General features: G+C 68.0%; 12 protein-coding genes. 2 read left to right on the forward strand and 10 right to left on the reverse strand.

Translation table 11 applies throughout. The features are described from left to right. Positions 1–14: 14 nt before the first annotated feature. Complete coding sequence (locus tag IPF36_RS28370; RefSeq protein WP_135703831.1) at positions 15–1,400, forward strand: TolC family protein; 1,386 nt, start codon at positions 15–17, stop codon at positions 1,398–1,400. On the opposite strand, the gene IPF36_RS28375 is transcribed toward IPF36_RS28370, so the two are convergent. From IPF36_RS28375 to IPF36_RS28395, 5 genes are read right to left on the reverse strand one after another with little or no spacing between them, the layout of a single operon-like run. After that, on the reverse strand, positions 1,347–2,714 hold the full coding sequence (locus IPF36_RS28375; RefSeq protein WP_135703832.1) for an MFS transporter: 1,368 nt from the start codon (positions 2,712–2,714) through the stop codon (positions 1,347–1,349). The two genes, IPF36_RS28370 and IPF36_RS28375, sit on opposite strands and share 54 nt — an antisense overlap. Before the next feature lie 35 nt (positions 2,715–2,749). Next, complete coding sequence (locus IPF36_RS28380) at positions 2,750–4,015, reverse strand: NAD(P)/FAD-dependent oxidoreductase (protein ID WP_135703833.1); 1,266 nt, start codon at positions 4,013–4,015, stop codon at positions 2,750–2,752. 32 nt (positions 4,016–4,047) lie between these two features. After that, positions 4,048–4,362: a non-heme iron oxygenase ferredoxin subunit gene (locus IPF36_RS28385; RefSeq protein WP_133095151.1), complete on the reverse strand. Its 315-nt coding sequence runs from the start codon at positions 4,360–4,362 to the stop codon at positions 4,048–4,050. 12 nt (positions 4,363–4,374) lie between these two features. Further along, entirely contained in the window at positions 4,375–4,845 is a 471-nt protein-coding gene (locus IPF36_RS28390; RefSeq protein WP_133095150.1) for an aromatic-ring-hydroxylating dioxygenase subunit beta, read from the reverse strand. 4 nt (positions 4,846–4,849) lie between these two features. Beyond that, the gene (locus IPF36_RS28395; RefSeq protein ID WP_255519924.1) at positions 4,850–6,103 is read right to left on the reverse strand and encodes an aromatic ring-hydroxylating dioxygenase subunit alpha; all 1,254 of its coding nucleotides are present in this window, start codon (positions 6,101–6,103) and stop codon (positions 4,850–4,852) included. A gap of 248 nt (positions 6,104–6,351) precedes the next feature. On the opposite strand from IPF36_RS28395, the gene IPF36_RS28400 reads away from it, so the two are divergent. Beyond that, positions 6,352–7,254, forward strand: coding sequence for a LysR family transcriptional regulator (locus IPF36_RS28400; RefSeq protein ID WP_135703835.1), 903 nt, complete (start codon positions 6,352–6,354; stop codon positions 7,252–7,254). A gap of 375 nt (positions 7,255–7,629) precedes the next feature. Here IPF36_RS28400 and IPF36_RS28405 read toward each other — a convergent pair whose 3' ends face one another. The 5 genes from IPF36_RS28405 to IPF36_RS28425 form a co-directional block, all read right to left on the reverse strand. Further along, the gene (locus IPF36_RS28405) at positions 7,630–9,729 is read right to left on the reverse strand and encodes an acetate--CoA ligase family protein (protein ID WP_195431616.1); all 2,100 of its coding nucleotides are present in this window, start codon (positions 9,727–9,729) and stop codon (positions 7,630–7,632) included. Between the two features lie 40 nt (positions 9,730–9,769). Then, positions 9,770–10,687: a tripartite tricarboxylate transporter substrate binding protein gene (locus IPF36_RS28410; RefSeq protein ID WP_255519925.1), complete on the reverse strand. Its 918-nt coding sequence runs from the start codon at positions 10,685–10,687 to the stop codon at positions 9,770–9,772. A 137-nt stretch (positions 10,688–10,824) separates the two neighbouring features. Then, positions 10,825–11,178 carry a Zn-ribbon domain-containing OB-fold protein gene (locus tag IPF36_RS28415; protein WP_135703837.1) on the reverse strand — a complete coding sequence of 118 codons (354 nt, stop codon included), beginning with the start codon at positions 11,176–11,178 and terminating at the stop codon, positions 10,825–10,827. Then, complete coding sequence (locus tag IPF36_RS28420) at positions 11,175–12,317, reverse strand: thiolase family protein (RefSeq protein ID WP_195431620.1); 1,143 nt, start codon at positions 12,315–12,317, stop codon at positions 11,175–11,177. The genes IPF36_RS28415 and IPF36_RS28420 overlap by 4 nt, the downstream gene beginning before the upstream one ends. Position 12,318: 1 nt before the next feature. Further along, positions 12,319–13,560, reverse strand: a complete 1,242-nt coding sequence (locus IPF36_RS28425; protein WP_195431623.1) for an ABC transporter substrate-binding protein — start codon at positions 13,558–13,560, stop codon at positions 12,319–12,321. Positions 13,561–13,570: the final 10 nt, after the last annotated feature.

Consider the following 13,570-nt stretch of genomic DNA (forward strand, 5'->3'; position numbering starts at 1 on the left):
GTAAAGGGAAGTCCGTGTCGTCGTTTCAACCAATGAAGACCTTGCTGCTGGCGTTTCCGCTCGCCATGCTTTGCGGCTGCGCCCTGCAGGCACCGCCCGAGGGCGCGGACCTTCGGCGCCAGGCCGTGCCCGCGCTCGAAGGACACGCCACGTGGGCGAACGCGGCCACAGCCGGTGACGCCGCCAACGGCTGGCTTGCCACCTTCGACGATGCCGGACTGCAACGGCTGGTGCACGAGGCCATTGCGCACAACGGCGATCTCCGGCTGGCCGTGGTGCGCGTGCAGCAGGCGCAGGCGCTGGTCGCCATCCAGCGCAGCGGCCTGCTGCCGGACGCGGGCGTGAAGGGCAGGGCAGGCAATTCGGAAACGCAGATCCTGTCGATCGGCGCAAGCTGGGAAATCGACCTCTGGGGACGCATCCGCGCCCAGTCGCGCGCGGCGGAATCGCAGTACGCGGCCACCAGGGACGACTATCTCTGGGCCCAGCGCGTGGTGGCAGCGACCACTGCCAGGGCATGGTTCACGCTGATCCGGAACGCGCAGCTGGAGGACCGGCTGCGGCAGTCCGCCGCCATCCAGGAAGAGCTGGTGCGGATTACCGGCCAGCGTGTCGAGATCGGGGTAGCGCCGGACACCGAGCTGCTGGATGCGCGCAATGCACTCCGCGCGCAACGCGACGCAATCGGAAAGGCCGAACTGGCCCGAGGCCAGGCCGCGCAGGCGCTGGAGCTGCTGCTGGGCCGCTATCCCGCCGGAGAAATCGCGACGGCGCCGGAACTGCCCGCCATGCCACCGGCCCCGGCCGCGGGCTTGCCGGCGAACCTGCTCGGGCGTCGGCCTGACCTGACCGCGTCGGCGCACCGCGTCGCGGCGGCCTTCGATATGCGGCAGTCTGCGCAAGCGGCACGCCTGCCGCGGGTCTCCATCAGCGCAGCCATCACCGGCATCCGCAGCGACGTGTTCCTGCTCAACCAGGCCGGCACCCCGATCAAGGGGCTCAATGGTTCCTTCTTTGCGCCGCTCTTCACGGGCGGCGAGCTCAAGGCCAGGGCGGACTACTACAGCGCCGAAGAGAAGGCCGCCCTGATCGCCTATGGCAACACCGCGCTGCAGGCACTGGGCGAGGCCGAGGCAGGACTGCGGGCCGAATCCGGCTATGCCGGGCGCACCAGGCAACTGCGGGAGCGGGTGGATGAAAGCCGTGAACTGGTGCGGCGAACGGAGGCGCGCGCAGCCATCGGCGCCACGGATACGCGCAGCCTGCTAAAACAGCGGCAGGCACTCGTGGCCGCCGAGATGGATCTAGTCAACGTGCGGGCCGATCATCTCGACCAGCGCATTGCGCTATTGCTGGCGCTGGGTGGCGACTGGAGGGACGAGGCAGGCGCGGGCGGCTGACTTGTCTGCCGATGCCGACCGCCTGTGATCGATCAGCAGGACCGCCACCATGCCAATCACGGCGGGAATCGCAATCGCAATGAAGTTCTGCTGCAGCGGCAGGTTCATGGCGACGAGTACGCCAATGACGATTGGCGCCAGGATGGCCCCACAGCGGCCGACACCCAGCGCCCAGCCGAGTCCGGTGGAACGGATCGCGCTCGGGTAGAACTGCCCGGTGTAGGCGTTCGCTACGATCTGCGTGCCGATCGTAGAAGCGCCGGCAAGGCCCACCACGAGATACTGCAGTTCCGCGGGCAGCCTGAACCCGAGCAGCGTGATCGAGACCGCGGCCAGCGCATACATCGCGGCAAGCACGTACTTGATGTGATAGCGATCGGCCAGCCATCCGCCGCCGACGGCACCGATCATGGCGCCGATGTTGAGGACCAGCACGAACGTCAACGCGGAGCCCAGGCTGTAACCCGCGCTTGCCATCAGCCTGGTCAGCCATGAACTCAGGGCGTACACCATGAACAGGCACATGAAGAACGCGATCCAGAACATGAGGGTGCTGAAGCCGCGGCCGTCGTGGAACAGGTGCCGGATCGGCGCGCTGTCGGCCTTGTCCTGGGCAGGCACGGAGAACCGGTCGGTTGCGGACCAGCGGCGGCCTGGTGCGAGTCTGGCAACGATGCGGCGCAATGCCTCGTCGTCGCCCCTTGCCAGCAGGAAGGGCATCGATTCCGGCAGCGACCTGAGAATGGCGGGAACAAGCAGAACGGGAAGGCCGGCAGCTAGGAAGACCGATTGCCAGCCATACGTTTCGATCAGGCCCTTGCCGAGGATGGCGGCGAGCATCCCGCCGACGGCATAGCCGCTGAACATCAGGGTGACCAGCGTCGCCCGCATCCGCTTCGGTGCGTACTCTGTCATCTGCGCGACGACATTGGGCATGACGCCGCCGATGCCCAGCCCGGCGAGGAAGCGCGCAATGCCGAAGAGCAGCGGATCCTTGACCATGCCAGCCGCGGCGGTGAACACGCTGAACAGGATGACGCAGATCGCGATGGCCCAGCGCCGGCCGATCCTGTCGGCCAGGGTGCCGAGGAAGATCGCGCCGAATACCATGCCGAACAGGGCGGAGCTGACCATGAGACCGGCCTGCGCCGGTGCCACGCCGAGGTCCTTCATGATCGACGGCAGTGCGATGCCGACGACTGCCAGGTCATATCCGTCGAAGATGATGATGATCGCGCACCAGAACAGCACGCGCGCATGGAAGCGATTGAAGGAGGCCTCGTCGGCCAGCTTGTGGACGTCGATTTGCGACATGGGGGCTTGTCTCCGGTATTTTTTTATCTAGTGGATTACTGCTTTGCCATCGGAACGTTCGGGTCGGCGAGGCGGGTGGGATCGACTTGCGTGCGCTGCTCGATCAGGCGGCGTGCGATGCGCAGGTCGCGCGCCGCGTTGGCACCGGCCGCGGCCTGGACGACATCGCCGTCGAGATAGCACAGCAGGAAGCTGTCCTCGCCAGGCGTGCCCCGTGCCACCATGCGATGCGACGGCAAGGGAATGCCGTAGATCTGCAGGTTCATCCCATACTGGTCCGACCAGAACCACGGCAGGGGCGCATAGTCGACCGGGAGGCCGAGCGCCGCTCGCGCCGCGGCGATACCCTGGTCCTGCGCGTTCTGCCAGGATTCCAGCCGCAAGCGCCGTCCGGCCCACGGATTCGGTGTCACCGCCACATCTCCCGCGGCGAAAATATCGGGGTCGGAAGTGCGGCAACCCTGGTCGACGATCACGCCGCCATCGCATGCCAGCCCGGCGTCACGCGCCAGCTCATCGTTGGGCACGAGACCCACACCAGCGACGATGGCGTGGCACGTCAGCGTGCTGCCATCGGCAAGAGTCACCACGGCCTGGCCGTCGGCGCCTGGCGCGATGCCGGCGATGCGGGCGCCGAGCATGACGCGGGTGCCGTGCGCACCATGCAGCCCGTGCAGGTGTTCGGAGATCTCCGGCGGCACGGTACGCTCGCACAGCCGTCCTTGCGCTTCGACCACGGTAACGTCCGCGCCTTTCAGCCGCGCGGTGGCGGCGACTTCCAGCCCGATCCAGCCGCCGCCCACGACGACGATGCTGCGGCCCGGCCGAAGCTCCGGCGCCAGCGACAAGGCATCGCCAATCGTGCGCAACGTATGGCTCGGGGTCGTATCCGCGCCCGGGACGGCAAGCGCGCGCGCCTTGCCGCCGGTACAGAGGATCAGCTTGTCATAGGACAGCATCTCTCCATCGGACATCTCCAGGCACTTCGCGGCCCGGTCTATGCGGGCCACGCGCGTGTCCACCCACCACTCCACCCTGAGCGCCTCGAACGCCTCCGGCTTGTGCAGCCACGTGCTGGCGGGCGCCGCTTCGCCGGCAAGCACGGCCTTGGATAACGGTGGCCGCTCGTACGGTGGATGGGCCTCGTCGCCGATAAGCACGAGCCGGCCGGCGAAACCTTCGCTGCGCAGCGTCTGGGCGGCCCAGCCGCCGGCCTGTCCCGCGCCGACGATGACGATGGTGGCGGCTGGCGCCATGGCCGTCGCTACGGCCGTCGCGCCCGGTGGTCGTTCGGAAGTCATGTGCGTCCCTTGTGGTTGCTGGCCGGCACTTCTCAGCCGAGGTCGAGGTAGACCTTGTCGCCTTCGATGCGGACCGGATAGGTGCGGATGCCTTCGGTCAGCGGGGCGCACATCGCCGCGCCGTTGCGGATGTCGAACCTGCCCTGGTGGAGCGGGCATTCGATCTCGTGTCCTTCAAGAAAGCCGTCGCACAGGCGCGCATGGCCATGCGTGCAAATGTTGTCGGTTGCATAGACGTCGCCGTCGACGCCATACAGGGCGATCTCCTTGCCCTCCACGGCCACGGCGATCACATCGTCCTGCGGGACGCTGGACAGCAGCGCTGCCTCGATCCAGGTTTCAGTCATGAATGGCTCCTGCTAGATGGGGTAGATCAGCGAGTTGGGGATCATCTCGCTATCGAACACGCAGATGCGCGACGCGAAGCGCCAGCCCTCGGGCGTGCGCACGATGGTGTCGAGGTAGCGGCCGGCGTTGTACACATCGGTCATCTGGTCCGGCTTGGTGCGCAGCACGGCATAGTTGGCCTCGGCCACGATCCTGTCGGCACCGGCCTCCCGGATCAGGGGCGCCCCGACGATGTGGCGCTGGTAGTAGGGATCGTGGAACAGCGTCTCCCGGATGCCGTAGATGCGGTCCTTCAGCATCCCCTTGCCCTCGAGCGACAGCGTGGCGAGCGGTAACCCGCGTTCGTGGTTCTCGCGCGGCTGAACCCGGTAGAGGCAGTCGTCGGTGAAGAACTCCGGCCAGCGGTCCCATTCGCCGTTGTCCACGGCGCTGGTGTAGTCGGCGTACAGCGCGAGCAGCGCGTAGTAGTCGGTAAAGTCCATGGCTTCAGACCTCCATCACCTTGCGCCAGTAGGCGTACATGCCGCGGATCAGGGTCTCGGTGACCATGTGTTCGGTGTTCTCGGCGGTCTTGCCGCCCAGTTCGGCAATCACGCGATGCCAGGGCTTCTGGGAGAAGCCTTCCTGCGAGCATTCGATGGCTTCGCCGTCGTCGGCTGACACAAAGCCGGCGGGCCCGAAGAGATTGGCCTGGCGCAGCCGGCGCCGCGTCATGTCCTCGGTGTCGTCCTCGAAGCCGAAGTGCGTCCAGACGAAGTCGAAGGAGTCTGGGCCGTTGGGCTGGATATGGCGCGTGGACACCGAATTGACTTGCTGCTGGAAGATCACGCTCGGGAAGACTGTCATCATCACCGCGGTTGGCTCGCCCCACCACGGCTCGTGGACGATGTCGAGGATGCGGTCGTCGTGCAGGGCCATCTGGTCCTTGAAGCTGGACACGCCGGAGGTCACGTCGCTCTTGCCGCCCTGGCCGCGGGTCGACACCATCGCGGCATGGCGGAAATCAGCATCCATCACCAGGCGGGCCTTGTTGTCCGCGCGCCAGAGCCCGAACGTGACAAACCACGTATGCAGCAGCCCGGGGTGGTAGGGGTCCTTGATGTTCTCCTGCATCAGCTTCCAGTTGCCCGGAATGCGCTGCTTGTTGTAGCCGAGGACCTTCAGCTTGCGGCCATTGAACAGCCGGTCGAAGTAGCCGAGGATGTCCGGCCCGAGGTAGTCCTCGAGCGAAGGGACGTCATGGTCGAACGAGGCGAACACCACCCCGCCGCGCGTGGCGACCCTCAGCTGCGTGAGCCCGTGCTCCTGCGGCCTGAAGTCGGCGGGCATGCCCCCGTTGACCTTGCCGTCCTGCTTGACGCCACGACGCAATGGCACCCCTTGCAGGTTGCCCTTCAGGTCATAGTTCCACTGGTGGTAGGGGCAGTGGAAATCCTTCCGGTTCCCGCTGCGCTCGCGGCAGAACTTCATGCCGCGATGGGCGCATACGTTCTCGATGACGTTGATGTCGCCGTCCTGGTCGCGCACCAGGATCACGGACCGCTCGCCAAGCGTGGTGCGCTTGAAGTCGCCGGGATGCGGGATCTCGGCCTCCAGGCCGACATAGTTCCAGTGACCCTGGTAGAAGCAGCGTTCGAGCTCGCGCTGGTAAAGCTGCGCGTCGGTATAGACGCGGAACGGGATGCGGCTGATGCTGTCGTCGACCCACACTGGGCGGTCTTCATGGGAGGCTGTTGCCATGGCGGTTTCCATAGAGCGAACGGAGTCCGCGCGCGGGCCCGGCGGGCCTGTGCGGCGTCTGTGTGCTTGGGGTGACTTCAGGGGGGGATTCCCCGGGGCGGGCTATCGCCAGGGAAGGGCGGGATTCATGGGGCGTCTCCGTATGTGCCTATGTCTTTTCGTATGGGAAGGATCATCGGACATCGACCGCAATAAACCAATAGAATCCCGGCTATAGTTGATATTCACGGAATCAATAAAGGTGCGCGATGGAACTGAAGGACGTCGACCTGAACCTGCTCGTCGTGTTCGATCAGCTGTTGCGGCAGGGGACCGTTTCCGGCACGGCCAGGGCCATGAACCTGAGCCAGCCGGCAGTCAGCAACGCGTTGGCACGCCTGCGGACCCTGCTGGGCGACCAGCTCTTTGTACGAAGCAGCAGGGGAATGCTGCCGACACCACTTGCGCAGGAACTGGCCGAGCCGGTCGGCCATGCGCTGGAATCGCTGCAGGCAACGCTCAGCCGCAAGATGACTTTCGATCCTCTGCGCAGCGAGCGCGCATTCCGGATCGCCATGACGGATATCGGCGAGGTGCACTTCATTCCGCCGCTGATGGGTGCGCTCGGGCAACGGGCGCCGGGCGTGACCGTGACCACGGTGCGCAATACGGCGGTCGACCTGGCGGCCGAGATGAGCCAGGGCAAGATCGACCTTGCTGTCGGCCACCTGCCTGAACTCAGTACGGAATTTTTTCAGCGGCGCCTGTTCCGCCAGCGCTACGTCTGCCTGTTCCGTCCCGGCCACGCGATGGACAAGAAGAAGGTCAGCATGCGGGACTTCGAAGCCGCCGAGCATGTCGTGGTCACGGCGGCGGGAACGGGGCATGCGCGCGTCGACGAGCTGCTGGCCCAGGGCGGCGTAAAGCGCAGCATCCGGCTGCGCGTCCCGCACTTCGTGGCACTGGCGGACATCATTGCCACCACCGACCTGGTTGCCACCGTGACCTGGACGTTTGCGGAACGGTGTGCCAAGTATTTCGGGCTCAGGTATATCAATCATCCGTTCGCGCTGCCGGCCATCCAGATCAACCTGTTCTGGCATGCCCGATATCATCGCGACCCTGCGAATCAGTGGCTGCGCAACGAGTTTATTGAATTGTTTTCGGAATAGGGCCTCGGCTGAAAGCGAGTGCGATTCGCATCCTGCATTTAGTACTATGTCTGGCACTTACGCTTGAGTTTCGGGGCAATCGAGTAAATGGACAGCGCTTCCCGAAGTCGTGGAAATTGTCGTTGATTGGTATGCGCAGGCTTGTGCCTGGAATCTCGGGAGCGGCAGTCCGGAAGGCACAACGGTGCGGTGGCGAAGCCGACGCAACGTGCTCTCCAGTCTAGTTCAGCGAACCCGTCGGGCCAACCCGGAATCCCGTGCGGCAACGAACCGACGGACTGAACCGCGGCTCCGCGCCGAAGTAGATGTCGACTGATGCGTCGGCATTGCGCTGCAGCCCTCGCCGGGAAGGGCGCGGGGTGCCGCCACGCTGCGCTAACGTGGCACCCCTGCCACCTCGATCAGCGCATCGACCACCACCACGCCGTCGGCGCTCGCCATCACCGGGTTGAGATCGACCGAGCGGATCGTGCCGCCGGCCGCGTGGACCAGTTGGCCGACTTGCACCGCCAGCCGGCACAGCGCGGCGATGTCGGCCGCCGGCTCGTTGCGCACGCCGCGCAGCAGCGGCGCGATGCGCAGGCTGTCCACAGCGCGGGCGACATCGGCTTCGCTGCACGGCGCCAGCAGCACGGCGGTGTCGCGCAAGGTCTCGACATATTTGCCGCCGTCGCCGACCACCAGCACCGCGCCGAATACGGGATCCCAGTGCGCGCCGATCATGCATTCGCGCTGGCCGCGCGACATGCGCGCGATGACGATGCCTTCGCAATGCGTGTCCATGGCCTGCAGCGTGCGCATCTGGGCGCTGAATGCACGCGCTACTGCCTCCGGATCATTGCAGTGCAGGGCGACCAGCCCGTGCTCGCTCTTGTGCGGCACCTGGGGCGAGCTCGCCTTGACGGCAACCGGCGCGCCGATGCGCTGCCACGCGGCCACGGCGGCGTCGATGTCGTGGCAAAGATAGTGCTCGACCACCGGCACGCCTGCCGCGGCGAGACGCGCCAGGCTGGCGGCTTCGCTCAGCGTCGTACCTTTCACCGGTGACGCCGGCACGGCAGGTGCAGCGGGTAGCGGCGGCTCGCCCTCGGCCGCGATCTGCCGCAGCCGCTGCTGGTGCGAGACCAGTTGCGAGAACGCTGCCAGCGCTTGCGCCGCGCAGGCGTAGGTCGGCACGTTGGCCTGCCGGAAGGCATCGGCCACCGGCGCTTGCCATACGGCGACCGCGATGGGCTTGCCCGCGGTGTCGGCAAACGCGGCGGCGTCGCGGGCAAAGCGCGGCACGTCGTAGCCCATGCCGGAGACGGGGATATCGAGCAGGAACAGGTCGGCGGCGGGATCGCGCGCCACCACCGGCAGCACCTCGCCGAACAGCGCGCTGTTGGTGAGCAGTGCGGCGGTGACATCGACCGGGTTGGCGGTGGCGGCGAAACCGGGCAGGCGCTCCGCCAGCGCGGCCTGCGTGGCATCGGACAGCGGCGCCAGCGCCAGGCCGGACGACGGCGCTGCATCGGCGGCCATCACGCAGCTCGCGCCGGAGTTGCTGACGACCACCAGCCGCCTTCCCCCGGCTTGCCAGCCGCGCAGGTACATCGGCGCGCAGCGTGCCAGCGCATGCGCATCGTCGACGCGCCAGATGCCGTGGCGCTGCAGGAAGGCATCGACCGCGCGGTCCTCGTTGGCGATGGCGCCGGTGTGCGACGCGGCGGCGCGCTGCCCGTCCTGCGAGCGGCCGGCCTTGGCCGCCACCACCGGCACGTTGCGCGCCCGCGCCACGCGCGCCGCCTCGGCCAGCATCTCGGGGTCGGTCAGGCTTTCCAGGTACAGCAGCACCAGCCGCACGCCAGGATCGTGCGCCACCGCCAGTGCCAGCTCGCCGACGGTGATGTCGGCCTGGTTGCCGGTGGCATGCACGTGGCGCACGCCGATGCCCTGGCCGCGCAGCAGACCATAGACCATCGCCGCCACGCCGCCGCTCTGGCTGACCACGGCGACCGGGCCATCCTGCGGCGGCACCTCGATGAACATGGTCGAAAAGCTGGCGATGGCGCCGCTGCCGAAATTGGCCAGCCCCTGGCTGTTGGGACCAACCAGCCGCAGCCCGCTGGCGCGCGCGGCGCGCACCATCTCGTCCTGCTGGCGCCGGCCTTCGGCACCGCCCTCGCCGAAGCCCGATGCGATCACGATGGCCGCCGCCACGCCCAGCCGCGCGCAGTCCCGCACGGCCTGCACGGCGGCATCTCCGGCGACGATGATGATGGCGAGTTCGGGGACTTCGGGCACCGCGTCCAGCGTGGGACAGGCGCGCAGGCCCTGGATGGTGTCGCGCTGCGGGTTGACCGGGTAGAGCGTGCCGACGTAGCCGTGCGCCTTCATGTAGTGGATGGGGCGGCCGCCGATCTTGTGGATATTGTCGGAGGCGCCGATCACGGCGATGGAGCGGGGAGCGAGCAGTGACTGGAGGGGAGCGGTCATGACAGGGGCCGTGGGGTATGAGTGAGCTATGCGTAGGGGATCAGTCGATGGTGGCGCCGGATGCCTTGACGACCCGGGCCCATTTGTCGATTTCGTGTTCGAGGAACCGCGCGGTGGCCGGTGGCGAGGTCCATTCCGCGGCGAAGCCCTGCGTGGCGAAGCGCGCACGCACGTCCGCATCGTCGAGCACGGATTTCAGCGCCGTCCCGAGCGCAGCGAGCGCCGCGGGCGGCGTGCCGGCGGGCGCCAGCAGCGCGTTCCAGGCGCTGGCCTCGTAGCCCGGCAATCCTGACTGCGCGATGGTCGGCGTGTCCGGCGCGGCCGGCGAGCGCGCCGCGCCCGTGACCGCGAGCGCCTTGAGCTTGCCGTCGCGCACGAACGGCATGGCCGACAGCATGGTGTCGAACATCACCGTGGCCTGGCCGCCCATCACGTCGGTCAGCGCAGGCGCACTGCCTTTGTACGGTACGTGCGTCATGCGCACGCCGGCCATGCTGTTGAACAGTTCCGCGGCAAGGTGGGTGGACTGGCCATTGCCGGAGCTGGCAAAGGTGACCTGGCCGGGCCTGCTCCTGGCCAGCGCGATCAGATCGGCGACATTGCCCGCGGGCGTGGCGGGCGCGGTGACCAGCACCAGCGGGCCGCGCGTGAGCAGGCTTACCGGCGCGAAGTCCTTGCGCGTGTCGTAGCCGGGCTTGCGGAACAGCGTCATGTTGATGGCATGCGCGGTGGTGGCCACCAGCAGCGTGTAGCCGTCGGGCGCGGCCCGGGCCGCTGCCTCGGCGCCGATACTGCCGCCGGCGCCGGGGCGGTTCTCCACTACCAGCGGCTGGCCGAGCTTGTCCGAGAGCTTCTGGCCGACCACGCGCGCAACGATGTCGGTGGGGCCGCCGGGCGGGTAGGGCACCACCAGCCGGATCGGCTTGACGGGGAAGGACTGCGCCAGCGCTGGCGGCATAAATGCCGCGGACAAGGCGAGGCAGGAAAGCAGGGCGAGCGCGTGCCGCCGGGATCGATTCGGTGCCAAGGGGATTCTCCGGTTGTGGGTGCCGGCTGGGATGGAGGCGGACGCGCGCCGGCTGGCGCCGGAAGGCGCTATTCGCGCAGGAAACGCAGCAGCGTCCCTTCGCCGAAGCGCAGGAAGCCTGCGCGCACGCGCTCGCCGATCGCCACGCCGGGCTCGGCATGGCCCATCACGCGCGGGCCTTCGTCCAGCGTGGCCAGCACCAGCGTGTAGGGCGCCAGCGCGCGGAAGGCCCCGGCCGGGGCGCGGCTGATCTCGGTGACCGCATACACCGTGGCCAGCCCGCCGGCATCGCGCCAGCGCAACTGCAGGCTGCCGCAGGCGCGGCAGGCGTGCCGTTCCAGCGGCTGCCAGGCTCCGCAGTCGTCGCAACACTGGTAGCGCACCACGCCGGCATCGAGTCCGTCGGTATAGGGATGGCTCATGGCGCGGCCTCCAGCACCAGGCTGACATGCGACGACAGCACGCCACCGTCGGCATGGAACAGCGCGCGGCGGCGCTTGCTCAGTTGACGTTCCCCGGCGCGGCCCGCGAGCTGGCGCGCGGCTTCGGCAAGATGCATCAGGCCGCCTGCCGCGCCGGAATGGCCGAACGCAAGCAGCCCGCCATGCGTGTTGAGCGGCAGCGCGCCGGCGCGGCTGAAATCGCCGGCTTGCAGGCGCGCGTGCGCTTGCCCGCGCGGCGCCAGTCCGAGTTCTTCCAGCAGCATGACCAGCGTGATGGTGAACGAGTCGTAGATCGCGAGGCAGTCGATGCCGTCCACGCTGCCGCCCGCCTCGGCGAAGGCGCACTGCGCGGCCTCGGCGGCGCCGGTCTGCATCACGTCGTCGATGGCGCCCAGGTGCTGGTGCCGGTGTGCCTGCCCTGCGCCGGCGATGCGCACCGGCGTGCCCGCGCCGGGTTCCGCGGAAACGATCACCGCCACCGCGCCATCGGAAATCGGGCAGCAGTCGGACAGCCGCAGCGGCGTGGCGATCGGGCGGGCGGCGCGCGCCTGCGCGAGCGACAGCGGCTCGCGCAGGTGCGCATCCGGATGGCCGGCGGCATGCTCGCGCATCAGCACGGCAAAGCCGGACAGCGCATCGGCACCCATGCCGGTCTCATGCAGGTAGCGCGACGCCAGCAGCGCGTAGTAGGCCGGCACCGAGGCGCCGTTGGGCACCTCGGCATGCGGCTCGCCCACCTGCGCCAGCGTCTGGATCGACTGGTCACGGCTCTGGCCGCTGAGGCGGTTCTCGCCCGTCACCACCAGCACGTGGCGGCAGCGGCCGGCGCGCACCAGCTCATGCGCCAGCATGGCCATCACGCCGCCGGTGGCGCCGCCCGCGGCCACGCCGTGGGCGTAGGCGGGCGTGAGCGAGGCGTATTCGCAGAAGCGGTCGGCCAGCATCAGGTGCGGCAGCGTGGTGGCATAGCCGCACAGCACGCCGTCGATGCCGGCGCGCGCCAGCCCGGCATCGGCCAGCGCGGCATCGGCGGCCTGTGCCATCAGCGCCAGCGGCGTGCTGCCCTCGATGCGGCCGAAGCGGGTGTTGCCGCTGCCGCGCAGGTAGGTGGCGAGCATGTCAGTGCTTGAGCAGAGGGCATTGCGACTTCGATGCCGGCATGAAGGCCTGCTCGCCGGGTACTGTCGCCACCGCCTTGTAGTAGTCCCATGGATACCGGGATTCGGCCGGCGTCTTCACCTCGAACAGGTACATGTCGTGGATCATGCGGCCGTCCTCGCGAATGCGGCCGTTCCTTGCGAAGAAGTCGTTGATCGGCAGCGACTTCATCTTCTTCATCACCGCCGCGGTCTCGTCGGTGCCCGCCGCCTGCACCGCCTTCAGGTAGTGCATCACCGACGAATACGCGCCGGCCTGGCTCATGTTGGGCATCTTCTTCAGCTTCTCGAAATAGCGGCGCGACCACGCGCGCGTGGCATCGTTCATGTCCCAGTAGAAGGCTTCGGTGAGCACGAGGCCGCCCGCGGTCTTCAGCCCGATGGCGTGGATATCGTTGATGTAGAGCAGCAGTCCCGCCATGCGCTGCGCGCCGTTGCGCGTGAGGCCGAACTCCGACGCCGCCTTGATCGCATTGATGGTGTCGCCGCCCGCATTGGCCAGTCCCACGACTTGCGCCTTGCTGGCCTGCGCCTGCAGCAGGTACGAGGCAAAGTCGCTGGCGCCGATCGGGTGGCGCGCGGCGCCCACCACCTTGCCCCCGGTTTCGTTGATCACCGCGGTGGCGGAGTCCTGCAGCGTATGCCCGAAAGCGTAGTCGGCGGTCAGGAAGAACCAGGTCTTGCCGCCGCGCTGCACCGTGGCGCGCGCGGTGGTATTGGCAAGCGCATAGGTGTCGTAGGCGTAGTGCACCGACACCGGCGTGCACAGGTCGTTGGTGATGCGCTCGGTGCCCGGCCCCGAGAACACCACGATGCGGTTCTTCTGCTTCGCCACTTCCAGCACGGCCAGCGCTGGCGCCGAGGCGGCCACGTCGAGGACGGCATCGACATTGCCGGTGTCGTACCACTCGCGCGCCTTGTTGGCCGCGATATCGGCCTTGTTCTGGTGATCGACCACCACCAGCTCGATCTTCCTGCCCAGCACCTTGCCGCCGAAATCGTCGATGGCCATCTGCGCCGCGGTGGCGCTGCCGCGGCCGGTGACATCGGCGTACAGGCCGCTCATGTCGAGCAGCATGCCGAGCTTGACCACGTCGTCGGAGATCGCAGTCTTGGGCTGTGCGTGCGCGGCGCCGCAGGCAAGCGCCGCGGCCAGGGCCAGGACGCCGGCGGCCCGGCGCTGGATCGAATGGCGAAGCTTCATGGTGTCTCCT

This window comes from Cupriavidus sp. IK-TO18, from assembly GCF_015549295.1.
Taxonomy (GTDB): Bacteria; Pseudomonadota; Gammaproteobacteria; order Burkholderiales; family Burkholderiaceae; genus Cupriavidus; species Cupriavidus oxalaticus_A.

What these genes read in the sequence shown, in the direction of transcription:
- IPF36_RS28375 (WP_135703832.1), bottom strand. Translation starts at nt 2,714, where the DNA reads ATGTCGCAAATCGACGTCCACAAGCTGGCCGACGAGGCCTCCTTCAAT.
- IPF36_RS28380 (WP_135703833.1), bottom strand. Translation starts at nt 4,015, where the DNA reads ATGACTTCCGAACGACCACCGGGCGCGACGGCCGTAGCGACGGCCATG.
- IPF36_RS28385 (WP_133095151.1), bottom strand. Translation starts at nt 4,362, where the DNA reads ATGACTGAAACCTGGATCGAGGCAGCGCTGCTGTCCAGCGTCCCGCAG.
- IPF36_RS28390 (WP_133095150.1), bottom strand. Translation starts at nt 4,845, where the DNA reads ATGGACTTTACCGACTACTACGCGCTGCTCGCGCTGTACGCCGACTAC.
- IPF36_RS28395 (WP_255519924.1), bottom strand. Translation starts at nt 6,103, where the DNA reads ATGGCAACAGCCTCCCATGAAGACCGCCCAGTGTGGGTCGACGACAGC.
- IPF36_RS28400 (WP_135703835.1), top strand. Translation starts at nt 6,352, where the DNA reads ATGGAACTGAAGGACGTCGACCTGAACCTGCTCGTCGTGTTCGATCAG.
- IPF36_RS28405 (WP_195431616.1), bottom strand. Translation starts at nt 9,729, where the DNA reads ATGACCGCTCCCCTCCAGTCACTGCTCGCTCCCCGCTCCATCGCCGTG.
- IPF36_RS28410 (WP_255519925.1), bottom strand. Translation starts at nt 10,687, where the DNA reads ATGCCGCCAGCGCTGGCGCAGTCCTTCCCCGTCAAGCCGATCCGGCTG.
- IPF36_RS28415 (WP_135703837.1), bottom strand. Translation starts at nt 11,178, where the DNA reads ATGAGCCATCCCTATACCGACGGACTCGATGCCGGCGTGGTGCGCTAC.
- IPF36_RS28420 (WP_195431620.1), bottom strand. Translation starts at nt 12,317, where the DNA reads ATGCTCGCCACCTACCTGCGCGGCAGCGGCAACACCCGCTTCGGCCGC.
- IPF36_RS28425 (WP_195431623.1), bottom strand. Translation starts at nt 13,560, where the DNA reads ATGAAGCTTCGCCATTCGATCCAGCGCCGGGCCGCCGGCGTCCTGGCC.